The sequence below is a fragment of the Pseudomonas sp. S8 genome, from assembly GCF_050473925.1.
Taxonomy (GTDB): domain Bacteria; phylum Pseudomonadota; class Gammaproteobacteria; order Pseudomonadales; family Pseudomonadaceae; genus Aquipseudomonas; species Aquipseudomonas parakoreensis.
This window is the reverse complement of sequence record NZ_JBFDVZ010000016.1, coordinates 4,354,427-4,379,702: the sequence shown is the minus strand read 5'-3', so window position 1 is coordinate 4,379,702 and position 25,276 is coordinate 4,354,427. Positions and strand designations below refer to the sequence as shown.

Annotated in this window: 21 protein-coding genes; 8 read left to right on the top strand and 13 right to left on the bottom strand. The window is 61.2% G+C overall.

The features are described 5' to 3' along the window. Positions 1 to 10: 10 nt before the first annotated feature. Genes AB1J88_RS20855 through AB1J88_RS20835 form a run of 5 tightly spaced genes read right to left on the bottom strand, consistent with a single transcriptional unit; the run spans position 11 to position 5,778 of the window. Positions 11 to 838, bottom strand: a complete 828-nt coding sequence (locus tag AB1J88_RS20855) for a class I SAM-dependent methyltransferase (RefSeq protein ID WP_430291878.1) — start codon at positions 836 to 838, stop codon at positions 11 to 13. Further along, positions 832 to 1,986, bottom strand: coding sequence for an acyltransferase family protein (locus tag AB1J88_RS20850; RefSeq protein ID WP_430291877.1), 1,155 nt, complete (start codon positions 1,984 to 1,986; stop codon positions 832 to 834). The genes AB1J88_RS20855 and AB1J88_RS20850 overlap by 7 nt, the downstream gene beginning before the upstream one ends. Continuing rightward, positions 1,983 to 2,873 (bottom strand): class I SAM-dependent methyltransferase, encoded by an 891-nt coding sequence (locus AB1J88_RS20845; RefSeq protein ID WP_430291876.1) that lies wholly within the window; start codon positions 2,871 to 2,873, stop codon positions 1,983 to 1,985. Before AB1J88_RS20845 ends, AB1J88_RS20850 begins: the two co-directional genes overlap by 4 nt. Further along, positions 2,870 to 4,174 carry a glycosyltransferase gene (locus AB1J88_RS20840; protein WP_430291875.1) on the bottom strand — a complete coding sequence of 435 codons (1,305 nt, stop codon included), beginning with the start codon at positions 4,172 to 4,174 and terminating at the stop codon, positions 2,870 to 2,872. Before AB1J88_RS20840 ends, AB1J88_RS20845 begins: the two co-directional genes overlap by 4 nt. Next, positions 4,168 to 5,778, bottom strand: coding sequence for a glycosyltransferase (locus AB1J88_RS20835; RefSeq protein ID WP_430291874.1), 1,611 nt, complete (start codon positions 5,776 to 5,778; stop codon positions 4,168 to 4,170). The genes AB1J88_RS20840 and AB1J88_RS20835 overlap by 7 nt, the downstream gene beginning before the upstream one ends. A gap of 427 nt (positions 5,779 to 6,205) precedes the next feature. Here AB1J88_RS20835 and AB1J88_RS20830 point away from each other — a divergent pair, with 427 nt between their 5' ends. From AB1J88_RS20830 to AB1J88_RS20795, 8 genes are read left to right on the top strand one after another with little or no spacing between them, the layout of a single operon-like run. Beyond that, positions 6,206 to 7,120 carry a GDP-mannose 4,6-dehydratase gene (locus AB1J88_RS20830; RefSeq protein WP_430291873.1) on the top strand — a complete coding sequence of 305 codons (915 nt, stop codon included), beginning with the start codon at positions 6,206 to 6,208 and terminating at the stop codon, positions 7,118 to 7,120. Beyond that, positions 7,117 to 8,085 carry a GDP-mannose 4,6-dehydratase gene (gene gmd / locus AB1J88_RS20825; protein ID WP_430291872.1) on the top strand — a complete coding sequence of 323 codons (969 nt, stop codon included), beginning with the start codon at positions 7,117 to 7,119 and terminating at the stop codon, positions 8,083 to 8,085. The genes AB1J88_RS20830 and gmd overlap by 4 nt, the downstream gene beginning before the upstream one ends. Positions 8,086 to 8,088: 3 nt before the next feature. Next, entirely contained in the window at positions 8,089 to 9,531 is a 1,443-nt protein-coding gene (locus AB1J88_RS20820) for a mannose-1-phosphate guanylyltransferase/mannose-6-phosphate isomerase (protein ID WP_108184282.1), read from the top strand. Continuing rightward, positions 9,531 to 10,328, top strand: a complete 798-nt coding sequence (locus tag AB1J88_RS20815; protein WP_041073796.1) for an ABC transporter permease — start codon at positions 9,531 to 9,533, stop codon at positions 10,326 to 10,328. The genes AB1J88_RS20820 and AB1J88_RS20815 overlap by 1 nt, the downstream gene beginning before the upstream one ends. After that, positions 10,328 to 11,593, top strand: a complete 1,266-nt coding sequence (locus AB1J88_RS20810; RefSeq protein ID WP_430291871.1) for an ABC transporter ATP-binding protein — start codon at positions 10,328 to 10,330, stop codon at positions 11,591 to 11,593. Before AB1J88_RS20815 ends, AB1J88_RS20810 begins: the two co-directional genes overlap by 1 nt. Beyond that, positions 11,590 to 12,966, top strand: a complete 1,377-nt coding sequence (locus tag AB1J88_RS20805; RefSeq protein WP_430291870.1) for a glycosyltransferase family 4 protein — start codon at positions 11,590 to 11,592, stop codon at positions 12,964 to 12,966. The genes AB1J88_RS20810 and AB1J88_RS20805 overlap by 4 nt, the downstream gene beginning before the upstream one ends. Next, positions 12,950 to 14,080, top strand: coding sequence for a glycosyltransferase family 4 protein (locus AB1J88_RS20800; RefSeq protein ID WP_198759157.1), 1,131 nt, complete (start codon positions 12,950 to 12,952; stop codon positions 14,078 to 14,080). The genes AB1J88_RS20805 and AB1J88_RS20800 overlap by 17 nt, the downstream gene beginning before the upstream one ends. After that, positions 14,081 to 15,211 (top strand): glycosyltransferase family 4 protein, encoded by a 1,131-nt coding sequence (locus tag AB1J88_RS20795; RefSeq protein ID WP_430291869.1) that lies wholly within the window; start codon positions 14,081 to 14,083, stop codon positions 15,209 to 15,211. A gap of 116 nt (positions 15,212 to 15,327) precedes the next feature. Here the strand turns inward: AB1J88_RS20795 and AB1J88_RS20790 are convergent, their stop codons facing one another. From AB1J88_RS20790 to atpD, 8 genes are all read right to left on the bottom strand, one after another. Then, positions 15,328 to 17,358 (bottom strand): pyridoxamine 5'-phosphate oxidase family protein, encoded by a 2,031-nt coding sequence (locus tag AB1J88_RS20790; protein ID WP_430291868.1) that lies wholly within the window; start codon positions 17,356 to 17,358, stop codon positions 15,328 to 15,330. Positions 17,359 to 17,418: 60 nt separating this feature from the next. Further along, positions 17,419 to 18,045: a glutathione S-transferase family protein gene (locus tag AB1J88_RS20785; protein WP_430291867.1), complete on the bottom strand. Its 627-nt coding sequence runs from the start codon at positions 18,043 to 18,045 to the stop codon at positions 17,419 to 17,421. A 102-nt stretch (positions 18,046 to 18,147) separates the two neighbouring features. Further along, positions 18,148 to 19,074, bottom strand: a complete 927-nt coding sequence (locus AB1J88_RS20780; protein ID WP_430291866.1) for a LysR family transcriptional regulator — start codon at positions 19,072 to 19,074, stop codon at positions 18,148 to 18,150. A 75-nt stretch (positions 19,075 to 19,149) separates the two neighbouring features. Continuing rightward, entirely contained in the window at positions 19,150 to 20,982 is a 1,833-nt protein-coding gene (gene glmS / locus AB1J88_RS20775; RefSeq protein ID WP_430291865.1) for a glutamine--fructose-6-phosphate transaminase (isomerizing), read from the bottom strand. A gap of 2 nt (positions 20,983 to 20,984) precedes the next feature. Further along, entirely contained in the window at positions 20,985 to 21,761 is a 777-nt protein-coding gene (locus AB1J88_RS20770; RefSeq protein WP_095137804.1) for a DeoR/GlpR family DNA-binding transcription regulator, read from the bottom strand. 158 nt (positions 21,762 to 21,919) lie between these two features. Beyond that, positions 21,920 to 23,287, bottom strand: coding sequence for a bifunctional UDP-N-acetylglucosamine diphosphorylase/glucosamine-1-phosphate N-acetyltransferase GlmU (glmU, locus tag AB1J88_RS20765; RefSeq protein ID WP_041073575.1), 1,368 nt, complete (start codon positions 23,285 to 23,287; stop codon positions 21,920 to 21,922). Between the two features lie 117 nt (positions 23,288 to 23,404). Further along, on the bottom strand, positions 23,405 to 23,830 hold the full coding sequence (locus AB1J88_RS20760) for a F0F1 ATP synthase subunit epsilon (protein ID WP_007954164.1): 426 nt from the start codon (positions 23,828 to 23,830) through the stop codon (positions 23,405 to 23,407). 45 nt (positions 23,831 to 23,875) lie between these two features. Then, positions 23,876 to 25,252: a F0F1 ATP synthase subunit beta gene (gene atpD / locus AB1J88_RS20755; protein WP_007954162.1), complete on the bottom strand. Its 1,377-nt coding sequence runs from the start codon at positions 25,250 to 25,252 to the stop codon at positions 23,876 to 23,878. Positions 25,253 to 25,276 lie beyond the last annotated feature (24 nt).

The following is a 25,276-nucleotide window of genomic DNA, read 5'->3' as shown; positions in this document are numbered from 1 at the left end:
GAGGAGCGACTCAAGGCTTGCGGGCAATGATTACCTGACTCTTCGCCACGACCGCGTCCAGCGCCTGCTTGATCTGCGCACCCCGGGGCGAATCGAGCACCGCTTGCCAGGTGTTGGCCCAATGCTCGAGCAACGGGTGATCCGGGTTGCTGAAATCGACCTTGGCTTCCCAGAACAACAGCATCCACATCGACCAGTAAAAACCGTACTGGCTGTGGCTGATGATCTCCAGCCCGGCGTCGCTGACCAGCGTCTTGAACTGATCTTCACTGATGATGCGAATGTGGTTGGGCTTCTGGAAATACTCCGGCGCCGCAATGTCCTTCTGCAAGTCTTCCGAGCTTGGGTGCGGCACGCTCAGCAGGTACAGCGCACCGGACTGGCCGACCCGCACCAGCTCGGCGAGAAACTGCGCCGGGTCGTCGACGTGCTCGATGACTTCGGTGGAGACCACACGGGTAGCGGTGCCGTCGGCGATCGGCAACGGATTACAGTCAGTGACGTGGCACTCGACGCTGCGCGCCGGGGTATCGCTCAGGCGTTGGCGGGTGGCCTCGACCTTGGCGCCGTCGATGTCGGCGATGATGATCTTCGCCCCGCGCATGCCGCAAAAATGCACGTTGCCGCCGTCACCACAGCCGACATCGAGCAAGGTGTCATTGGCGGTCACCGGGAAGCCCTTGAACAGCTCGCCGGTCTCCTGGTTGAACCAGCCGCTGAGCTTGGCATCGTAGAGGCCGAGCATGTACGGATCGACCTTGTCCGCCACCGGGGCGACAGGTTGCGCGGGGGCCGGTGCAGGCGCCGCCGCCGTGAGTTTTTTCAATAGGCTCAGCATGAGGTGGCTCCGGGGGTTGAAACGGCAGTTCGGGACGTGTCGAGGCGCCGTACCAGGGCGGCACCGCGATTACGCATCGGCATTTCGATGAAGCGGTAGTTCAGCTCGCTGAGCAGCACGATCAGGCCGAAGGCGATCAGCAAGGTGAGAATCGGGTGCCCGGCCGGGCTCGGTAAACCGGCAGCCTGCAAACGGAAGATCAGCTCCCGCACTAGCAGATAGGCCGGGATATGAATCAGGTAAATGCCGTAGGAACGACTGCCGATCCACGCCATCAGCCGCTGCAAATGGCCCGCCGGCAGCAGGTAATCGCGGTTGTACGAAGCAATCCACACCAGCAACGCGCCGAGCACGGCAATCGAGCCGATGCGATAAGGCGCGAAAGTGAAACGGTCGGTGGCCATGAAACTCATCAGCAGCGCCACGCCGATCAACACTGACACGCCAGCCCACGGTCGCCGCAGAAACGTCGGCTGCCAGCGCTGGTAAGAAGGTTGCGCGCTCCACAGCGCCAGCAGCACGCCGAGCGCCAGGGCATCAGTGCGCACCACCATCAGCAACGGCGTGCGCAGGGTGAACAGTTGCACCGCCACCAGCGCCAGCAAGGCCCAGACCAGATGCTTGCGGCACAGCACAATCAGCAGCGGGAACAGCAGGTAGAACTGCTCCTCCAGCGCCAGGCTCCAGTAGACAAAACTGCTGCCGTATTCGTAATGAAAAAAGCTGTCGGCAAATCGGAAATTGGCGTACTGCAACACCCCCGCCAGCGTCGCCTGCAGGTTGGCGTGCAAGCTGCCAAAGGCCCCGGAGCGGTTGAGAAACACACACGCCAGCAGGATCAGCGCCAGCCACAACCAGGCCGACGGCAACAGGCGAAACACCCGGCGCAGCCAGAAATTGCGCGTCTGCTGCCAGCACTCCTGACGCGTCGTGCAGCCTTGCAGCGCGGGGATCAGGCTGCGCGCGATGACGAAGCCGGAGATCGCGAAAAACAGATCAACGCCCCACCAAGGTTGCGCCCAGGCGTGAATGTTTTCCAGCAGCGGCACCGTGTCGGTGAACAGGCTGCCCTGCAAGTGATGGAACAGCACGCCGAGCACGGCGATGGCGCGCAGCACCTCGATGTCCATGATCCGCCTGGCGCTCATGGCTGGCCCTCGATGCAGGTTTCGCCAGCCAGCGGTTTGCGGGCAATGATCACCTGGCTCTTGGGCATGAAGCGGTCGAGCATCTGCTTGATCGCCAAACCGTCGGGCTGCGCCAGCAGGTCTTGCCAGGTCCGTGCCCAGCTTTCCATCAACGGCGGGTACGGCGCCTGAATCCGGTCGCGTACCGCGCCACCGAGGTCCCGGCCGGCAGCGCGTTCGCTGGCCCAGAAGAAGATCATGCCCATCACCCAGAAGAAGCCGCTGGCCTGCCGATGCTCGATCACCAGCCCGGCGTTCTCCACCAGTTCGGCAAAGCGCTGCTCGGTGAAAATCTGCACATGGTTGGGCGTCTGGTAATAACTGGCCGGGGCGATGCCTTGTTGCAGGTGCTCGCCCACCGGCGCCGGCACGCTCAGCAGATACTGCGCACCGGGGCGGCCCATGCGCACCAGTTCGGCCATGAACGGTTCCGGCTGATCGATGTGCTCCAGCACTTCCATGCACACCACTTTGCTCGCGCAACCAGCGGCCAGCGGCAATGGCAGGCTGTTGCTGACCAGCCCCAGATTCGGCTTGGTGCTCTGCGCCTCAACCTGCCGGGCCAGATCGCGAACCTTGTCATGTTCGCTGTCGGTGAAAATTACCGAGGCGCCCTGCCGCACAGCGAACAGCGTCGCCACGCCCTCACCGCAACCGACGTCGAGCAAGGTGTCGTCAGCCGTGATCGCGAAGCCCTTGAGCAACTCGCCGCTGCCCGGCAAAAACCAGCCGTCGAGAATCGCGTCATGCAACCCCACATCCCGTGGCGAGACCTGCGCGCTTGGCTCAGGTGCAGGTGCAGCAGGCGACGGAGCCGGGAGCAAGCGTGCGAGCAGACGCCGGATCATGCGCCCGAGGCTTCCACGGACAACGGCTTGAGGGCCTGCGCGCGCTGCGCAAAAAACCTCCGCAGGCGTTCTTCTGCACTCGCCTGACTGCAGAACTTCTGCAGGTTGTGAACGGCATGCCCGGACATTCGCGCATAGCGTTCAACGTCGTTTTTTGCCACCTCATAACTGTCGCGGTACGCAGCGCACAGCGAGTCCCAATCGGTCATGTAGCGCAAGGTACGGTAAGCCGCACGTGGGTCGTGGGGCCACGCCGTAAGCTCGTCGGTGGAATCAACGATGAACGCGTTGTCGCTGTCGACGTAGTCGGCCATCGCCGTGTTCAGCGGGGCGATCGCCGGTTTGCCGCAGGACATGAACTCCATCAGCGGCAGGCACTGCCCTTCGCCATAGGAGCTGTTGACCACATAGCTGGTGGCCTGCACCAGCGCTTCGTAATCGGCGTCCGCCAGATAACCGTGGATCAGCACGATCCGGCACTGGTAGGACTGGTTCTTGTACAGGTGATGCAGCATGTCATTCAGGGCATTGGCGATGTCATGGTGCGTGAGCTTCAGCACCAGGGTGGCATCGGCGACGTCACGGAACGTGGTGCAGAAGGCACTGATCATGTCCTGCCAGTTCTTGCGCCCGTCGTAAGGGTTGAACACCGAGGTGTAGACCACGCCGTCCAGTTGCAGCTGGCAGTCCTGCGGTGGCCCGGCAAACGACATTGGCGTGCCTTCGCACAACCCCGGCGGACCGTACGCGCGCAGATCCACCGTGCGGCTGTCGAGCAACAGGCCACGCAACTTCAACTGCACCGCTTCGACCACAGGCTGCTTGCGCAACTGCGCACCGCGTGCGGCAAAACGGTCCCAGACTGGCGCGGGTATCGCGCAGATCGGATAGTCCGCGCCCATCACGTCGCAGACCGCGTTCACCGTGAAACTCGAATGGGTAATCGCCATGCCGCAGGCGTTCAACACCACGCGCCAGTCGTGACGTGGCTCGCCCTGCCAGCTCTCGGTGGGGATAGTGCTGAATTCCCAGGCAAATACCGGGATGATCGGGCAGGCGTAATGAATCGGTGTGCGATGCGGCGGCGAGAACGACAGGAACACGCACGCTTCGCCACGGCTCAGACAATCGAAGTACAGGCGATCAACCAGTTCGTCCGGGTTGCTCACTTCAATGACTTGCCCGAGGCGCTCCAGCACCGGGCGGAATTCCTTGAGCACGAAGTAATAGCTGTACTCGGGCCGGCCGAGGTTCTGCTGGATGTTGCTCTTGTTGGTTTCCGAATGAATGATGATCAGCATGATGCAGTCCCCGCCTCGGCGATCAGCTGTGGGCTTGCACTCGGCGTCAGTTGAAAAAACTGCGCCAGACGCTGCTGCACCGGGGCAAAACTGCAGTACTCGCGCATGCGCTCATTGGCCGCCAGGGCCATGGCCTGATAAGCCACCGGATCGTTTTTGGCCATGGCGTAACTGTTTTCGTAGGCGATTTTCAACGAGCCCCAATCCGGACGATGGCGCAGGGTGCGGTAGAGGATCCGCACGTCATCCGGCCAGATCGTCGGCTCACGGCTGGACTTGACGATGAAGCCGACGCGCTCGTCGATGTAGTCGTGCATTGCCGTGTGGTCCGGCGCGATCACCGGACGAGCGCAGGACATGAATTCCATCAGTGGCAGGCACAAACCTTCGCAGCGGGACGCGTTGACGTAGAAACTGGCAGCACCGTAGAGCCTGGCGAATTCTTCGTCCTCCAGATAGCCGTGCATGACCACCACCCGGCAGGCGAAGGGCGACAGCTGCGACAACAAGGTGATCAGGTGTACGTAGTAAGTCGCCAGCTCGTTCTGCGTCATCTTCAGCACCAGCGTGGCATCTTCGACATCGCGCATGGCCCAGCAGAACGCCGTGATCAGGTGATGCCAGTTCTTGCGTCCATCTTCAGGGTTGAACACGCTCACATAGACCACACCGCTGACCTCGGTCTGTACCGTGGCACTGGTGTCGGGCAGGCTGGCCTGCGGATGCTCGACCACCGGCGGTGTTTCGACGATGACGGCCGGCGGCAACGGCTCGGGGGCCGGGCTACGCAACCGGAAGAGCTGGCGGCGCAGGGCGAGCGGCAGCAAGTCGCGAACGGCTTCGCGATACCACAGCAACAGATTGTGCTTGAGCAAAAACAGCGGCCCGTGGTCAGTCGGGGTCGCGGCGGCGCGATAACTTTCGCGCAGGTAGTGTTTGGTGATGAACGCACGTCGGCGCAAGGTCAGTGGCGGTAATGGCGCGGCTTCGGGCGTAACCACCGCGTCGGGCTGCGGCTCCTGCACATCGACGGCGGGTGCGATCAGCCCATCGGCGGACAAACCGAGCGTGCGGCTGTCGATGATGCAGCCCTTGATCTGCAACACCGCGCCCGGGTTCACCGCGGCAGGCGGGAACTGCCGGCGCACCCCGGCGAAGCCTTCCCACAAAGGTGTCGGCAATACCAGGACCGGGAAATCTTCGCCCATGGTCCGGCGAATGGCTTGTGCGGTGTGACTGGACAGTGTGATCGCCCGACCATGGCTGGCCAGCAGCCGGCTCCAGTCGTGCCGCGTATCGTCATCGCGAGGGGCATCCGGGATCGAGTCGTACTCCCACGCGATCACGCAGACCACGGGGCACTGCAGGTCGGTCGGGGTCTTATGCGGCGGCGCAAACGAAAGAAAAAGGCAGTCCTGACCGGCCAGTTGCAATTGCCGATACAACGGGTCGACTTCGGCCGCCGACGACACAACGTGCACCTGTCCAAGGCTTTCCAGCACAGGACGGTAGGCCTTGAGCACGAAGTAATAGCTGTATTCCGGACGCCCCAGACTCTGGCTGATGGAGCGGTCATTGACGTCCGAGTAAAGAATGAAATTCATGGCATCCCACGGTGACACCACCATCCCGGCAGTTTCACGCTATGACGGCCAGGCGCTGAATCGAGTCGGGATCACCGCTGCTCGTCCTTCGTCCTGAGCTCGTCTTCGTTCTTGTTTTAGTGGCTGGTTTCACCCTGTTGCGCAACACCCCCGGCGAATCCGGGGAGATGGCGACGAGGGCCATTCTAAACACATCCTTTGCGAATCCGGGAACCGCCCGACAAGAATAAATAGGGCTACGCTGACGAGAACTGACCGGTCACGGTTTGCGGTGTTGAAATTGCCGAGCAATTGGCACAGATTGGTAACAAATAACTACAACAATGACTTCGCCGATTGTCCTGTCAGACTTTTTTATCCGGCCTGACGACTCCTCCCCCAAAGCCTATGGGAAAGTGGCGAATGTTAAAGACCAAGGGGTCAGTGTTTGAAAAAACGTCTGTTCATCACGGGCCTCAGTGGGTTCGTGGGACAACATCTCCAGTCGCATCTGGAACAGCCTGGCTCGACGTGGGAACTGCTGTCTGCGGCGGCGCCCTACGACCTCACGGCTGCGACCAGCCTCACCGATCTGTGGCCACAATTGCCCGACGCGGTGATTCATCTGGCCGGCCAGACCTTCGTTCCCGAAGCTTTCCGTGACCCGGGCCGAACGCTCGAAATCAATCTGCTCGGCACCCTCAATCTGTTACAGGCCCTCAAGGACCGTGGCTTTCGCGGGACGTTCCTGTATGTCAGTTCCGGCGACGTCTATGGTCAGGTTGCCGAAAGCGCCCTGCCCATCACTGAACTGCAACCGCCCTGCCCGCGCAATCCCTACGCCGTGAGCAAACTGTCGGCGGAATTCCTCTGCCTGCAATGGGGCCTGAGCGAAGGCTGGCCAGTGCTGGTGGCGCGGCCGTTCAACCACATCGGCAGCGGGCAGAAAGACAACTTTGTCATCGCCAGTGCTGCACGCCAGATCAACCGCATCAAACAAGGCCTGCAAGCCGCGCAACTGGAGGTCGGCGACATCGACGTCACGCGCGATTTCCTCAATGTCGGCGATGTGATCGCGGCGTATTTCGCTCTGCTGGAAAAGGGTACGCCGGGGCAGGTCTACAACATTTGCTCGGGCCGCGAGCAAAGCATCCGCAGTTTGATCGAGCAAATGGCCGACCTTGCCGAGGTCGACCTGCAACTGGTCCAGGATCCGGCGCGCATGCGCCGCGCGGATCAGCGTCGCGTTTGCGGCAGTCATGCAAGGCTTGCCCAAGTCACGGGATGGGCGCCGAAAATTACAACACAACAATCCTTGCGGGCGATCCTGTCCGACTGGGAGCAGCGAGTACGACAAGAATGAAAAGTGCACTGATCACAGGGATCACCGGCCAGGACGGCGCTTATCTGGCCAGACTACTGCTCGACAAGGGCTACAAGGTTCACGGTCTGGTCGCACGGCGCAGCAGCGATTCACGCTGGCGCCTGCGCGAGATGGGCGTCGAAGGCGACATCGTCTACCTTGACGGTGACATGGCCGATGCCTGCTCGGTGCAACGCGCGGTGATCAAGTCGGCGCCGGACGAGGTCTACAACCTGGCCGCGCAAAGCTTTGTCGCCGCGTCCTGGAATCAACCGGTGACCACCGGCATCGTCGATGGCCTGGGCGTGACCCACCTGCTTGAGGCGATCCGCCAGTTCAGCCCGCACACCCGTTTCTATCAGGCCTCGACCAGCGAAATGTTCGGCCTGATCCAGGCTGAGCAGCAGGACGAGAACACGCCGTTCTACCCGCGCAGCCCCTATGGTGTCGCCAAACTCTACGGCCACTGGATCACCGTCAACTACCGTGAAAGTTTCGACCTGCACGCCAGCAGTGGCATCCTGTTCAACCATGAATCGCCGCTGCGCGGCATTGAATTCGTCACCCGCAAGGTGACCGACGCCGCTGCCCGCATCAAACAGGGCAAGCAGCAGGAACTGGCCCTGGGCAACATCGACGCCAAACGCGACTGGGGCTTTGCCGGTGACTACGTCGAAGCCATGTGGCTGATGCTGCAGCAGGACAAACCTGACGATTTCGTGGTCGCCACCGGCATCACCACCACCGTGCGCGAGATGTGCCGCATCGCTTTCGATCACGTCGGTTTGAACTACCGCGATTATGTGAAGATCGACCCGGTGTTCTTCCGCCCCGCCGAAGTCGAAGTGCTGCTTGGCAACCCGGCCAAGGCGCAGCGCGTGCTGGGCTGGAAACCGAAAACCGACCTCGACACCCTGATCCGCATGATGATGGATGCGGACATGAAACGCGTCGCCAAGGAGTAGGCCATGCTGATCCCCGTGATTCTGTCCGGCGGCGCCGGCACTCGTCTGTGGCCGGTGTCCCGCGAGGGCCATCCCAAGCCGTTCATGACCCTGCCCGACGGCCAGTCGCTGCTGGGCAAGACCTATCAGCGTGCCGCCGCATTGCTGGACGGCTGGGGCGACATCGTTACGGTGACCAACCGCGAATACTACTTCCAGAGCAAGGATCACTATTGCGCCGCACATGTGTCGCGCCATCGCGGACACTTCCTGCTGGAGCCGACCGGGCGCAACACCGCCCCGGCGATTGCTGCGGCGGCCTTGTCACTGCAAGCGTTGCACGGTGACGACGCGATCATGGTGGTGATGCCCGCCGACCATCTGATCGTTAATCAGCAAGCCCTCAAGAGCGCCGTCGAACACGCGGTCAACCTGGCGAAGGACGGTTATCTGGTGACCTTCGGCGTACTGCCGACCGCCCCGGAAACCGGCTTCGGCTACATCGAAACCGGCGCGCCACTGGATGCCAAAGGCGCGGCAAAAGTGCAGCGTTTCGTGGAAAAGCCTGACCTGCAAACCGCCACGCATTATTTGGAAAGCGGCAACTTCCTGTGGAACTCGGGCATGTTCTGCTTCACCACCGCGACCCTGATCAACGAGTTGCAATTGCACGCGCCGGAGTTGCTGGAGCAGACCCGCGCCTGCATGGAGGCCAGCGCCCCGGTGGAAACCGTCGGCTGTCTGCAACAGGAACTGTCAGCAGCGCTGTTCGCTGAGATCACCGACATCTCCATCGATTACGCGTTGATGGAACGCTCGGACAAAGTCGTGGTGGTACCCGCCGGTTTCGACTGGAGCGACATTGGTTCATGGGGCGCCGTGGCCGCACTGGTACCGGCCGATGCCGACAACAATCGCGCCAGCGGCGAAGCGGTGTTCATCGACAGTCACAACAACTTCGTGCAGAGCGAAGGCCGGCTGGTGGCTGCCGTGGGTGTGGATAACCTGATCATCGTCGACACCGCCGACGCCGTGCTGGTGGCCCACGCCGATCGCGCCCAGGATGTGCGGCGCGTCGCCAAGCAGCTCAAGGACAAGTCCCACGAAGCCTACCGCCTGCATCGCACGGTCAGCCGTCCGTGGGGCACCTACACCGTGCTCGAGGAAGGCCCGCGCTTCAAGATCAAGCGCATCGTGGTCAAGCCCGGCGGCAAGCTGTCGCTGCAAATGCACCATCACCGCAACGAACACTGGGTGGTGGTCGAAGGCATGGCCAAGGTCACCAACAACGGTACCGGCACGCATCTGGTGGCGAAGAACGAATCAACGTTCATTGCCGCCGGGCACCGCCATCGCCTGGAAAATCCCGGCGTGATCGACCTGGTGATCATCGAGGTGCAAAGCGGCGAATACCTGGGTGAAGACGATATCGTGCGCTTCGAAGACCAATACGGCAGGACGGTTTGATGCTGCTTTCCCTGTATCGCTCGCTGCGCAGCTATCGCGGATTCATCCTCGGCAGCGTCAAGCGGGAGTTTCAGGCGCGTTATCGCAATTCGCTGTTCGGCGCGCTGTGGACCGTGCTCAACCCGTTGTCGATGATCGTCGTGTACACGGTGATCTTTTCCCAGATCATGCGCGCGCGCCTGCCGGGTGTGGATGACGGCCTGGCCTACAGTGTGTACCTGTGCGCGGGCCTGCTGACCTGGGGACTGTTCGCGGAAATCACCTCGCGCAGCCAGAGCATGTTTCTGGAAAACGCCAACCTGCTGAAGAAAATCAGCTTCCCGCGGATCTGCCTGCCGGTGATTGCGCTGCTCAACGCCGGGATCAACTTCGCGATCATTCTCGCGCTGTTCTTCGGTTTTCTGCTGATCAGCGGGCGCCTGCCCGGCATGGCCTTGCTGGCGCTGATTCCACTGTTGCTGGTGCAGGTGATCTTCGCCGCCGGGCTGGGGATGATCCTCGGCATCCTCAACGTATTCTTCCGCGATGTCGGACAGATGTTCGGCATCTGCCTGCAATTCTGGTTCTGGCTGACCCCCATCGTTTACCCGCTGTCGATCCTGCCGCCGGGCATCCAGCACCTGATCAGCCTCAACCCGATGACGGCGTTGATGACCAGTTACCAGAACGTGTTCCTCTACAACCAGTGGCCAAACTGGTCATCGCTGCTGCCGTTGCTGATCCTCGGCCTGCTGTTCTGCGCCATGGCCCTGCGCCTGTTCCGGCAACGTGTCGGCGAAATGGTGGATGAACTCTGATGGGACATATACGCGTCAGTGGCCTGGGCAAGGCCTACAAGCAATACCCCAATCGCTGGAGCCGGTTGTTCGAGTGGCTGGTGCCGTTTTCCGGCACGCGGCACCACTTGCACTGGATCCTGCAGGACATCGATTTCGAGATTCAGCCCGGCGAAGCCGTCGGCATCGTCGGGGTCAATGGCGCGGGCAAAAGTACGCTGCTGAAGATGATCACCGGCACCACGCAACCCAGCTGCGGGCAGGTTCAACTGCAAGGTCGCGTGGCCGCGCTGCTGGAGCTGGGCATGGGTTTCCACCCGGATTTCACCGGGCGTCAGAACGCGTTCATGGCCGGCCAGTTACTGGGCATGCAGGTCGAAGAGATCGAAGCCTTGATGCCGCAGATCGAAAGCTTTGCCGAAATCGGCGAAGCCATCGATCACCCGGTGCGCACGTATTCCAGCGGCATGCAGATGCGCCTGGCCTTCAGTGTCGCCACCGCGCGCCGTCCGGACATCCTGATCGTCGATGAAGCGCTGTCGGTGGGCGATGCCTACTTCCAGCACAAAAGCTTCGAGCGCATCCGCAACTTTCGCAAGGCTGGCACCACGCTGTTGATCGTGTCCCACGACCGTTCGGCGATTCAGTCGATCTGCGACACCGCGATCCTGCTGGAGAACGGCCGCCTGGCCATGCGCGGCAAACCCGAAGAGGTCATGGATTACTACAACGCCATGCTCGCCCAGCGCGAAGGGCAGATCGTGCGCCAGGAAATGCTCGCCAACGGCCAGGTGCAGACCATTTCCGGGACCGGTGAAGCGGGAATCGTCAGCGTGCGCCTGCTCGACGCTCAAGGGCGCAGCCTGGAAGTGGCGGAAGTCGGCCAGCCAGTGGTGCTGGAAGTGCAGACCGAGGTGCGCGAGGACATCGAACGACTGGTGTTGGGCTTTCTGATCAAGGATCGCCTCGGCCAGGCGATCTACGGCATCAATACCCATCGCCAGGACCAGGCGATCAGCGACCTGAGCGCCGGTGAACAGGTGACGTTCCGCTTCGCCTTCGATATGCGCCTGGGCAAGGGCAGCTATTCGGTGGCGCTGAGCCTGTCGCGTCTGGATTCGCATCTGGATCGCAATTTCGAATGGCGCGATTACGGTCTGGTCTTCCACGTCATCAACAACCGTCAGGAAGACTTTGTCGGTTGCTCATGGCTGCAAGCCCGGACCGAGATCAGCCGCTCCAGCGAACACGCAACGCCGCAGCCAGACAGGGAGATCTCGCGATGACACGACTGTTGATGGAGTGCACCTACGTTTTCGAACACCCGTCCGCCAATTCGGGCATTCAACGCGTGGTGCGCAACGTCATTCAACAGTTGCCAGAAGCCAACGCCGAGCGCGAATGCATCCCGGTGGTGATGCTCGACGGTGCCCTGTATGAGGTGAAAAGCCTGGCGCCGATCAAAACCCCGAGAATCAATCTGACCAGCCTGCGGGTGAAGCTGGAACAGTGGGCCAACAGCTTCTGGTTGCGCCATCGCGCTCTGGAACGACGCCGGCCTTTCAGCCAGTCGCATTTCGCCCGGCGGGTGTTGTATGTGCTCTGCCGGCTCACCGCGTTCGCCTGTTTCAGCCTGCCGATGCGCGTACTCGGGCGCCTGCTCAAGGGCAAACCGATCCCCGAGCGTTGCGTGCCGCTGCAACATCGGGCCGGCGATCAACTGGTGTTGCTCGATTCCTCCTGGCACGCCAACTTTTTCCCCTTGGCCGAACAACTCAAACGCGATGGCGTGGGTATCGTTTCGGTGATCTACGACCTGATCCCGCTGACCCATCCGCAGTTTTGCGACGCGGGTCTGGTCAAGGTGTTCAATGACTGGTTCGACTGGATTGCACGCACGGCCGATGGCTATGTCGCGATCTCGACCACCATTCGTGATCAGGTGCGCCAGGAGATGTTGCGCCGGATCGGCACGCAACAGGTCCAGCAGCGCTGGTTCGATTACTTCCACCTGGGTTCCGAACTGGACCTGACTGACGCCGCAGCGGAGGTCGATCGCAACCTGCTGAACCTGTTCAAGACCCCGGAGCCGGTGTTCCTGATGGTCAGCACCATCGAGCCGCGCAAGAACCACGCCTACCTGCTCGATGCGTTCGAACGTGCCTGGGCGGCTGGCTCCACAGCGCGCTTGTGCATCGCCGGGAAAATCGGCTGGAAGTGCGAAGCCCTGATCGAGCGGATCCGCCAGCACCCACAACTGAACCGTCGCCTGTTCATGTTCAACTCGCTCTCGGACAAAAGCCTTGAGCACGCCTACTCCCACGCCACCGCACTGGTGTTCCCGTCACATGTCGAAGGGTTCGGCCTGCCTCTGGTGGAAGCCATGCAACGCGGGCTGCCGGCGATGGCCAGCGACATCCCGGTGTTCCGCGAAATCGGCGGCGATTACATGGCGTATTTCGACCTGCACAACCCGAAAAGTCTTACCGACCTGGTGCTCAGGATGGAGCGCTCGGGTGAGTTTCCGGCACCTCTGAGCCTCGACCAATGGCGTTGGCTGAGCTGGCGCGAAGCAAGCGCACAACTGGTGCAGCGCATCGAGCGCAACCTGAACCATCCACTGCCCGCATCCGAAGGCCAGCATGCGCATTGCTCTTAACGCGCGGATTCTTCAGGCGCCACGCACTGGCATCGGCCATTACGTCGCCGAACTGGTCCGCGCCCTGCGCGCCAGCACTGAAGTCGAGGTGGCGTTGTTTCATGGCTGGGGCTGGAGCTCGGCCCTGCCGGAAGCGGCCATGCCCGGCTACTCGCGCTTGACGCCACTGCTGCGGCAGATCCCCGGGGCCTATCAGGCGCGGCGCTGGCTGGAGCAGAAACGTTTCGATCAGGGCCGCACGCAAGGCATCGACCTGTATCACGAGCCGAGCCTGTGGCCGCTGGCCTTCGATGGCCCGACCGTGATCACCCTGCACGACCTGACCCATCTGCATTTCCCTGAGACCCAGCCCTTGGCGCGCCTCAAGGAAATAGAACGGCGCCTCGCTGCGGGCGTGCAACAGGCGCAACGGATCATCACCGACTCGCAGGCGATTGCCGACGAGGCGCAGGCTTATTTTGGTCTGCCGGCCGAGCGTTTCGTGGTGGCGCCACTGGGTGTGGCCGAGCGCTTCCACCCACGGCAACCCGACGCTATCGAAGCGGTGCTCAAGGCACATGCCGTTGCCCCGCGCGAATATTTCCTGTGTGTCGGTACTCTGGAGCCGCGCAAAAACCTCAGCCTGGCATTGCGCGCCCATGCCCTGCTGCCGGAGGCCGTACGCCAGCGTTTTCCGCTGCTGATCGTCGGCATGGCCGGTTGGCAACAGGCCCAGTTCAGCGATGAACTGCGTCAGGCCCTCGCGTCGGGGCATGTGTGCCTGCTCGGCTATCTGCCGGATGAACAGGTCGCACAACTGCTGGCCGGCGCCCGGGCGCTGGTGTTTCCGTCGCGGTATGAAGGCTTCGGATTGCCGGTACTGGAAGCCATGGCCAGTGGCACTCCGGTGATTCTCACCCGTTCTTCAGCCATGCCGGAAGTCGCCGGCGCGGCGGGCAACTACATTGAACCTGATGATGCACAGGGCTTGCGTGATGCGCTGATCCGCCTGATCGACGATCAAGCGCATTGGCAGGCCTGCCGAGAAGCCGGATTGCACCGGACGCGGCTATTTTCCTGGGAACGTTGCGCACAGGCCACCGCCGGTGCCTACCGCCAGGCCATGGGAGGCTGAATGCGAGTTCTTCATTTCTTCAAGACGTACCTGCCAGATTCGGTCGGCGGCATCGAACAAGTGATCTTCCAGCTCTGCGAAAGCGGCGCGCATCACGGCATCGACGGTCAGGTGCTGACCCTCAGCGCCGACCCGACCCCTCCTGTGATGCAACTCGGCTCACACGAGGTGCATCGCGCCAGACTCGACATCCAGTTCGCCTCCACCGGGTTTTCCTGGAGCGTGTTCAAACAGTTTCGCGAACTGGCGGCCGAAGCCGATGTGGTCAACTATCACTTTCCGTGGCCGTTCATGGACCTGGTGCACTTTGCCTGCGGCCTGAACAAACCGAGCGTGGTGACCTACCACTCCGACATCATTCGCCAGAAGCATCTGCTCAAACTCTACCGCCCGCTGATGAACCGCTTCCTGGCCAGCGCCGACCGGATTGTTGCGGCCTCGCCGAACTACCTGCACACCAGCGACGTGTTGCAGCAGTTCCAGGACAAGACCCGGGTGATTCCATACGGTTTGAACAAGGCGGGTTATCCACAGGCCGACAGCGAACGCATAAATCGCTGGCGCCAACAGCTTGGGGACAAGTTTTTCCTGTTCGTCGGGGTCATGCGTTATTACAAGGGTCTGCACATCCTGCTCGATGCCTTGAAGGACGTGGATTATCCGGTGGTCATCGTCGGTGCCGGGCCGCTGGAACTGGAACTGCATGCCCAGGCCGCCGCGCTGGGCCTGCGTAATATCCACTTCCTCGGGCGTCTGGGCGATGAAGACAAAGTTGCCCTGCTGCAACTGAGCTACGCCATCGTGTTCCCCTCGCATCTGCGCTCCGAAGCGTTTGGCATTTCGCTGCTCGAAGGCGCGATGTACGGCAAGCCGATGATCTCCAGTGAAATCGGCACCGGCACCAGCTACATCAATATCCACAACGAAACCGGGTTGGTGGTGCCACCGAGTCATCCACAGGCGTTTCGCGAGGCGATGCGTACCCTCTGGGAAAACCCCGAACGCGCGGCGGCCATGGGCATCAAGGCCGAGGCGCGTTACCGGCAGTTGTTTACCGCCGACGAGATGGGCCGCAAGTGGACCGCGTTGTATCAGGAGCTGCTCGAAGAGAAAGACCTGTCTTACGCCTGATCCACCACAACACATCAATCCTCTGTAGGAGCTGCCGCAGGCTGCGATCTTTTGATTTTAAAAAACCCAGGATCAAAAGATCGCAGCCTGCTGCAGCTCCTACAGGGGGAGTTGCGTTACAGATCCAGCACCAGCAATTGCTCACTCTGCGCCGGCACCGCGCAACAAATCAGCACCTGCCCCGCTTCCGGCATGTCCGCCGGGGGCTGTGGATAATTCACCGCGCCACTGACCAGGCGCGTCTTGCAGGTGCCGCACGAACCTCCCCGGCAACTGAACTCGGGGCGCAGGCCACGGCTTTCTGCGAGCTCCAGCAGACTGCCGCCGTCCGGCTGCCAGCGCGCTTCCTTGGCAGAACGTTCGAACATCACCGGCACTGACGTGATGGCGGCCGGTGGCTGCTCGATGACCACCGCATCCGGGTCCGGCTGGCGCTTGAGCGTTGAAGGGCCGAAGGTTTCGGCGTGAATCCGTGCGTCGCGAATGTCCAGCTCACGCAGCCCGTCGTAGACACTTTGGGTGAAAGCGCCGGGGCCACACACAGCAAAATCGATCTGGTCGTAATCCTCGACCTCCAGCAGATCGCGCAGCAGTGCCCGATCAATGCGCCCATGGCGGTCGAAATCCACGCCTTCATGCACATCGGCTTCCGGCTGGCTGAGCAGGCGAATCACCCGCACCGCGTCGCCAGCATTTTCCAGCAAGCGATCGAGTTCCTGGCGAAACGGCTGATCGGCCAGGCTGCGCGAACTCTGCAGCAACCACGTCGGCCGAATCCGCCGAGTGCGCAGGCCTTGATACACCACCTCGCGCAGCATCGACAGCAACGGCGTAATGCCAACTCCCGCCGCCAGCAGCACCAGCGGCCGTTGTTCCAGCGGCGCCACCGTGAAGTGCCCCTGTGGCGCCCGTGCCTCGAGGACATCGCCGACCCGGATCTGCTGGTGCAAATGGCCTGAAACCAGGCCCTCGCGTTTCACACTGATGCGCAGGAAATCATCCGATGGCGCACTCGACAGGCTGTAGGTGCGGATATGCGTTTCTCCACCCAGAATGAAGCGCAGCGGCAGATGCTGGCCGGCCTGAAACACTGGCATCCCTGCACCGTCGTCCGGTTGCAGATAGATCGAGCGGATGTGCTGGCTCTCCCTTTCGATGCGGGTTACCCGCAGCGGCCGCCAGCGGTCACCCAAGGCCTTGGCCTGCAAGCGTGCATCGGCCTGGGCCCAAGTGCCGGTCAACAGGCTGGTGGGCGACATACCGTCGAAGCGCCAGCGCAGGGCCAGTGCCGCCGGACGCCGCACGAGTTTCTCGACCTCGAATGTCCACAGACGCTCGGCGCCCTGGAACGCTTCAATCTGCGGCCCTTCAAGGATGATTTCGGTCCGCCCGCTCAGTTGCAGCACATCGCCTGTGGAAAAGTCGATGAACAGCAGGCCAGCCTTGGGATTGAGCAGCAGATTGCCGAGCGTGTTGAAGTGCAGATTGCCGGCAAAATCCGGGATGGTCAGGCGATGACCTTCAACCCGGACAAATCCGGCCTGCCCGCCACGATGGGAAACATCCACCGCACGTTGTCCGTCGGCATCGACGTAACTGGCGACAAAGAAGGTGTCGGCGCCTTCGATCATCGCCCGGGCCGCGTCATCAAGACCGTTGCCGTGCTGCGCTGGCCGCGTCTGCGGATCGGTCAGCGGTACGCGCTGAAACTGGCGTAACTGGATGTATTGCGGACAGTTGCCGAAAGCCTGATCCACGCTCACCTCGAAACCCTGCTCGGTGAGATTAGCGACATGACCGTTGAGGCGATTGCGGCGGCGGGTATGCAATTCAATGCCGAGCAATCCGATCGGTTCGCCATTGCGCAATTGCGCTGGATCATCAGCAACGGGTTGGCTGGCGAAATGCAGGTGCCCGGGATCAGGCGAATGAGCAAACCCTGGCGCGCCCTCGAGCACACTGGCCCATGGACGCCCGTCACCATCGACCGCGCCGTACAGCATGAACGGCAATTGCTCATAAAAGGCGCGGTGTTGATCCGGCATCCAGTCGCGAATCACTTTTCGGCCAAAGGCCTCCATGCGCTCGGCAACGCCGACATGGGCCTGCAGTTGTTGCTCGCCAGCGTGCCACGGTGAACGTTCCATCACGCCTCTCCCCGCGCCGCCGGCGCATTGTGGATAACTCGATCAGATCAGGGCTGAACCTCAGGCAGTCTTTTGCAGACCAGCGACCGTGCGTGGCATGCCGACAAAACCGGGCAAGGCTTCAACCCGCGCCAGCCAGGCACGCACGTTGGTGTAGTCGTCCAGTGACACGTTGCCTTCCGGCGCATGGGCGATGTAGCTGTAGGCGGACACGTCGGCGATGGTCGGCTCGCTGCCGGCCAGATACGGGGTCTTGCCCAGTTCCACGTCCATCACTTTGAGCAGGTTGTGCGCACGGGTAATCGCTTCTTCAGCATTCAACTGTGCGCCAAACACCGTCACCAATCGGGCAGCAGCAGGTCCGAAAGCAATCGGCCCTGCTGCGGCCGACAGCCAGCGCTGAACCCTTGCAGCGCCCAGCGGATCGGTCGGCAGCCAGCGACCATTGCCATACTTGAGCGCCAGGTACACCAGAATCGCGTTGGAGTCGGCCAGCACTACATCGCCATCATCGATCGCCGGCACCTGGCCGAAGCTGTTGATCGCCAGATACGGCGCCTGCTTGTGCTCACCCTTGGCCAGATCGACCAGGATCAGTTCGGTCGGCAGTTGCAGCAGGGACAACATCAGCTCCACCCGATGGGCGTGGCCGGAACGCGGGAAGTTGTAGAGTTTGATCGCTTGCATGGTCGACTCCGCTGGAGGTGGCGCCGTTCGGGATGGCAGCGCCGATGGGGGCCATCTTCCCCCCATCCTCAAAGCAACAGAATCACCAGCAATCGCAATCGATTATTTCACTGGATGAAATAATGCTGCGTTCTGCAACGCCGGATGCTCTCGCAAGGCTTTCACTGCATGGTCGACAAAACTGCGTACCCGCGCCGGAGCCTTGCGCCCGCCTTGATACACCACATGGATCGGCAGCGGCGGCAGTTCGAAGTCGGCGAGGACAATTTCCAGCTCACCGCAGGCCACCTTGCCGGCGACCTGATAAGACAACACCCGGGTCAGCCCCAAGCCCAGGCAAGCCGCAGTAATCGCCGCCTGGTTGGCGGTGACCACCAGCCTCGGTTCTGGCCGCACGCTGATCGCTTCGCCCTGATCCACAAACGGCCAACTGCGCAACTGGCCGATGGCCGAGGTCGCCACCACCGGCGCGCCAGCCAGCGCCTGTGGATGCTCGGGGCGGCCGTACCGGGCCAGATAGGCCGGCGACGCACAGATCACCCGCCGCACTTCGCCAACCCGGATCGCGTGCTGATTGCTGTCCGGCAACTCACCGATGCGCACCGCGACATCGATGCCCTCCTCGACCATGCTCACCACCCGATCAACCAACAGCGCATTGATCGAAACGTCCGGGTATTGCGTCAGATAACTGGTCATCAGTGGCGTGACAAACAACTCACCGAACAAAACCGGCGCAGTCACCGTCAATTGCCCACGGGGCTGGGCGTGACTGCCGGCCGCCGAATCCTCGGCTTCCTGCACTTCGACGAGAATTCTCCGACAGTCTTCCAGATAACGCTGACCCGCTTCGCTCAGATGCACACTGCGCGTGGTACGGATCAGCAACTGCGTGCCAATACGCTGCTCCAGCGCTGCAACCGCGCGAGTGACACTGGCGGCGGACAAGCCAAGGCGTCGCGCCGCTGCCGAGAAGCCCTGCTCCTGAGCCACCGTGGCGAAGATTTGCATTTCCTGGAAGCGGTCCATGGATGCCCTCGAGTCGGATACAAAAATCGCAGCCGAGGCTGCGATTTTTGCGGGTCAATGTCAGCTGTGGATAACTTATTCCACCGTCACCGACTTCGCCAGGTTACGCGGCTGGTCGACGTCGGTGCCCTTGAGCACCGCGACGTAGTACGACAGCAGTTGCAGCGGGACGGTGTACAAGATCGGCGAAAGAATGTCGTGGATATGCGGCATCTGCACCACGTGGGTGCCTTCGCCGTTGGTCATCCCGGCCTTCTCGTCAGCGAATACGATCAGTTCACCGCCACGGGCACGGACTTCCTGCAGGTTGGACTTGAGCTTCTCCAGCAGTTCGTTATTCGGCGCCACGGTGACCACCGGCATGTCGTTATCCACAAGCGCCAGCGGGCCGTGCTTCAGTTCACCAGCCGGGTAGGCTTCGGCGTGGATGTAGGAGATTTCCTTGAGCTTCAAGGCACCTTCCATCGCCACCGGGAATTGCGCACCACGGCCGAGGAACAGGGTGTGGTTCTTCTCGGCGAACAGTTCGGCGATTTTTTCCACGGTGCTGTCCATGGCCAGTGCCTCACCCAGACGGGTCGGCAGGCGACGCAACTCTTCCACCAGCGTGGCTTCAACGCCTTTGCCGAGCGTGCCGCGCACCTGCCCCAGCGACAGGGTCAGCAACAGCAGGCCGACCAGTTGCGTGGTGAACGCCTTGGTCGAAGCCACACCGATTTCGCGACCAGCCTGGGTCAGCAGGGTCAGGTCGGACTCACGCACCAGCGAACTGATGCCCACATTGCAGATTGCCAGGCTGGCGAGGAAGCCCAGCTCTTTGGCGTTGCGCAGCGCGGCCAGGGTGTCGGCGGTTTCGCCGGACTGCGAGATAGTGACGAACAGGGTATCCGGCTGCACCACCACCTTGCGGTAGCGGAACTCGCTGGCGACTTCGACCTGGCACGGAATACCGGCCAGTTCTTCGAGCCAGTAACGCGCAACCATGCCGGCGTGGTAACTGGTACCGCAGGCGACGATCTGCACATTGCGCACTTTGGCGAACAATTCGGCAGCCTGTGGGCCGAAGGCCTGCACCAGCACTTGATTGTTGCTCAGACGACCTTCGAGGGTACGCTGCACCACGACGGGCTGTTCGTGGATTTCCTTGAGCATGTAATGGCGGAATTCGCCCTTGTCGGCGGCTTCGGCACCATCGCTGTACTGCACGGTCTGGCGTTCGACGGCGTTGCCATTGACGTCCCAGATCTGCACATTATCGCGGCGAATTTCGGCGATATCGCCTTCTTCCAGGTACATGAAGCGGTCAGTGACCTGGCGCAGGGCCAACTGGTCGGAGGCGAGGAAGTTCTCACCCAGGCCCAGACCGATCACCAACGGGCTGCCACTGCGCGCGGCAACCAGACGATCCGGCTGTTGTGCGTTGATCACGGCCAGACCGTAGGCGCCGTGCAGCTCTTTGACGGTGGCTTTCAGCGCGACGGTCAGGTCAGGCTGATCCTTGAGTTTGTGGCTCAGCAGGTGCGCGATGACTTCGGTATCGGTGTCCGAAGTGAACACGTAACCCAGCGCTTTCAGTTGCTCACGCAGGGCTTCGTGGTTCTCGATGATGCCGTTGTGCACCACGGCGATATCACCGGAGAAATGCGGGTGCGCGTTACGCTCGCATGGTGCACCGTGGGTCGCCCAACGGGTGTGGGCGATACCGAGACGGCCAACCAGCGGCTGTGCGGCCAATGCTGCTTCCAGCTCGCTGACCTTGCCCGGGCGGCGCATGCGCTCGAGCTTTTCGTCGTTGGTGAAAACTGCCACCCCGGCACTGTCATAGCCGCGGTATTCAAGGCGCTTGAGGCCTTCAAGCAGGATGGCGGTGATGTTACGTTCAGCAACTGCGCCGACAATTCCACACATGCTTATTTCTCCTGACTGACAGCCGCGCAAATCAATGTGATACCGCGGGCCTGAATCTGATCGCGGGCCTCTTGTGGCAGGCGATCATCGGTAATGAGGGTATGGACGCTGCTCCACGGCAGCTCCAGGTTGGGAATCTTGCGGCCGATCTTGTCGGCCTCGACCATCACGATCACTTCCCGCGCCACGTCAGCCATCACCCGGCTCAGACCGAGCAACTCGTTGAATGTGGTGGTACCGCGCACCAGATCGATGCCATCGGCGCCGATAAACAACTGGTCGAAGTCGTAAGAGCGTAGTACCTGCTCCGCCACCTGGCCCTGGAAGGACTCCGAATGCGGATCCCAGGTGCCGCCAGTCATCAGCAGCACCGGCTCGTGCTCGAGTTCGCTCAAGGCGTTGGCGACATGCAGGGAGTTGGTCATGACGACCAGACCCGGCTGCTGGCCCAGCTCGGGGATCATGGCGGCGGTGGTACTGCCGCTGTCGATGATGATGCGGGCGTGCTCGCGGATACGTTTGACGGCAGCGCGGGCAATCGCCTGTTTGTACTTCGAAACGCTTTGGCCGGGTTCCGCCACCAGCTCCTGCGGCATCGTGATTGCCCCGCCGTAACGGCGCAGCAATAGACCATGGCTTTCCAGCGCAGCCAGATCCTTGCGGATCGTAACTTCCGAGGTTTCGAAGCGCTTGGCCAGTTCATCCACACTGACTTCGCCCTGCTCGTTGAGCAAGGCGAGAATGTTGTGGCGGCGCTGGGGTGTATTGCGTTTCGACATGGCGGCTTAAGTTTCGTTTCGAAAGATAACGTAAGCAATCAAAACCTATTGCCCTTCAATCGTCAAGCTCACGCCATAAAAAAATCGCAGCCCCCGGCATCCTCTATAGGAGTTGCCGAAGGCTGCGATCTTTTGATGTTAAAACTGCTGTGGAAAACTCAGCTCTTCTTGATCTTCTCCGGCCGCTTCCAGCCATCGATATTTTTCTGCCGCGCCCGACCAACGGCCAACTGCGCGTTATCCACATTCTGGGTAATGGTCGAGCCAGCCGCGGTGGTTGCACCGGACGAGATATCCACAGGCGCGACCAACGAGTTGTTGGAGCCGATGAATACATCTTCGCCCAACACGGTTTTCCATTTGTTGGCGCCATCGTAGTTACAGGTGATGGTGCCGGCGCCAATGTTGGTGCGTGCACCGATTTCCGCGTCGCCCAGGTAGGTCAGATGCCCGGCCTTGGCGCCCTCGCCCATGCGCGCGTTTTTCAGTTCGACAAAGTTACCCACATGCGCGCGCGCTTCCAGAACCGTGCCGGGACGCAAACGGGCGAAAGGACCGGCATCGCTGCCTTCACCCAACACCGCACCTTCGATGTGGCTGTTGGCCTTGATCACCACGCCTTTACGCAGGGTGCTGTCCTTGATCACGCAGTTCGGGCCGATCACCACGTCGTCCTCGATGACAACATTGCCTTCGAGAATCACGTTGACGTCGATCAGCACATCGCGACCGACGGTGACTTCGCCACGCACATCGAATCGCGCCGGGTCACGCAGGGTCACACCTTGCGCCATCAGGCGGCGGCCGGCGCGCAGCTGGTAATGACGCTCCAGTTCCGACAGTTGCTTGCGATCATTGGCGCCTTGCACTTCCATCGGGTCGTGCGGCTGCTCGGTGGCCACCACCAGACCATCGTTGACCGCCATTTCGATCACGTCGGTCAGGTAGTACTCACCTTGCGCGTTGTTGTTTGACAGGCGGCTCATCCAGTCGGCCAAACGATTGGCCGGGACAGCGAGAATGCCGGTATTGCCTTCGGTGATCGCGCGCTGGGCTTCGCTGGCATCTTTGTGTTCGACGATGGCAGCAACCTTGCCGTCAGCGCCGCGCACGATGCGGCCGTAACCCGTCGGGTCTTCCAGCTCAACGGTCAGAAGGCCCATCTGCCCCGGTACGACGTGCTTGAGCAGACGCTGCAGGGTTTCGACTTCGATCAAAGGCACGTCACCGTAAAGGATCAGTACGGTATCAGCACTGATGAACGGGACCGCCTGAGCCGTGGCATGTCCAGTGCCCAATTGCTTGTCCTGCAGCACGAAATTCAGGTCGTCAGCCGCCAGACGTTCGCGCACCACGTCGGCACCGTGGCCGATCACCACATGAATGCGCTGTGGATCGAGCTGCCGTGCACTGTGGATAACATGCCCAAGCATGGAATTGCCGGCAACCGGGTGCAGCACTTTCGGCAACGCCGATCGCATACGGGTGCCTTGACCGGCCGCGAGAATAACGATTTCGAGAGACATGACTGGCTACCAATCCTGGGCGGTCAGCAACTGCGACCGGGTTGTAAAAATCGGAAAAGAAAAAAGGGTAGCCGAGGCTACCCTTTTTTATCAATCGCACAACAAGTGGCTGACGGATTAACCGCCAAACTTCTTGCGGATCTGCTGGACGGTGCGCAGCTGAGCTGCAGCCTCGGCCAGACGTGCGGACGCAGCTCCGTAATCGAAATCTGCGCTCTTCTCGTGCAGAGCAGCTTCGGCAGCCTTGAGGGCTGCTTGAGCCTGAGCTTCATCCAGGTCGGCGGCACGTTGCACGGTATCGGCAAGCACCTTGACCATGTTCGGCTGAACCTCGAGGAAACCACCGGAGATGTAGAACACCTCGGCTTCCCCGCCTTGCTTGATCAGGCGGATCGGACCTGGCTTCAGATTAGTGATCAGCGGCGCGTGACCCAGAGCGATACCAAGATCACCCAGTGCACCGTGCGCAATCACCATCTCGACCAGGCCGGAAAAGATTTCCCCTTCCGCGCTGACGATATCGCAATGGACTGTCATAGCCATCTGATTGCCTCAACCTAAATTAGCGCCCGTTGCCGGGCGCCGGGATTACAGTTTCTTGGCTTTCTCGATCGCTTCTTCGATGCCGCCAACCATGTAGAACGCTTGTTCTGGCAGGTGGTCGTAGTCACCGTTGAGGATGCCTTTGAAGCCAGCAATGGTGTCTTTCAGGGAAACGTATTTACCCGAAGCACCGGTGAAGACTTCAGCCACGAAGAACGGCTGCGACAAGAAGCGCTGGATCTTACGAGCACGGTTTACCAACTGCTTGTCGGCTTCCGACAGCTCGTCCATACCCAGGATCGCAATGATGTCCTTCAGCTCTTTGTAGCGCTGCAGCACGTACTGAACACCGCGAGCGGTTTCGTAGTGGTCGTTGCCGATCACGTTCGGATCCAGCTGACGCGAAGTCGAGTCCAGTGGGTCTACCGCTGGGTAGATACCCAGGGAAGCGATGTCACGGGACAGAACGACGGTGGCGTCCAAGTGGGCGAAGGTGGTCGCTGGCGACGGGTCAGTCAAGTCGTCCGCAGGTACGTATACCGCCTGGATCGAAGTAATCGAACCTTGTTTGGTCGAAGTGATGCGCTCTTGCAGCACGCCCATCTCTTCAGCCAGAGTCGGCTGGTAACCTACTGCCGAAGGCATACGGCCCAGCAGTGCGGATACTTCAGTACCGGCCAGGGTGTAACGATAGATGTTGTCGACGAACAGCAGAACGTCGTTACCTTCGTCACGGAACTTCTCGGCCATGGTCAGGCCGGTCAGTGCTACGCGCAGACGGTTTCCCGGCGGCTCGTTCATCTGACCGTAAACCAGGGCCACTTTGTCCAGAACGTTGGAGTCCTTCATCTCGTGGTAGAAGTCGTTACCCTCACGAGTACGCTCACCCACACCGGCGAACACGGAATAACCGCTGTGCTCGATGGCGATGTTACGGATCAGTTCCATCATGTTTACGGTTTTGCCTACACCGGCACCACCGAACAGACCGACTTTACCGCCCTTGGCGAACGGGCAAACCAGGTCGATAACCTTGATGCCGGTTTCCAGCAGCTCGTTGCCGCCAGCTTGTTCAGCGAAGGAAGGAGCGGCGCGGTGAATACCCCAGCGCTCTTCTTCGCCGATCGGGCCAGCTTCGTCGATCGGGTTGCCCAGTACGTCCATGATCCGGCCCAGAGTCGCTTTACCGACCGGTACGGAGATGGCTGCGCCAGTGTTGTTGACGTCCAGACCGCGCTTCAAGCCTTCGGTCGAGCCCATCGCAATGGTACGTACCACGCCGTCGCCCAGCTGCTGCTGAACTTCCAGAGTGGTTTCGGCGCCTTGAACCTTCAAGGCGTCGTAGATGCTCGGTACGCTGTCGCGTGGGAATTCCACGTCGATAACGGCGCCGATGATTTGAACGATACGTCCGCTACTCATAGCTGGATCCTCTGAATATTTGAA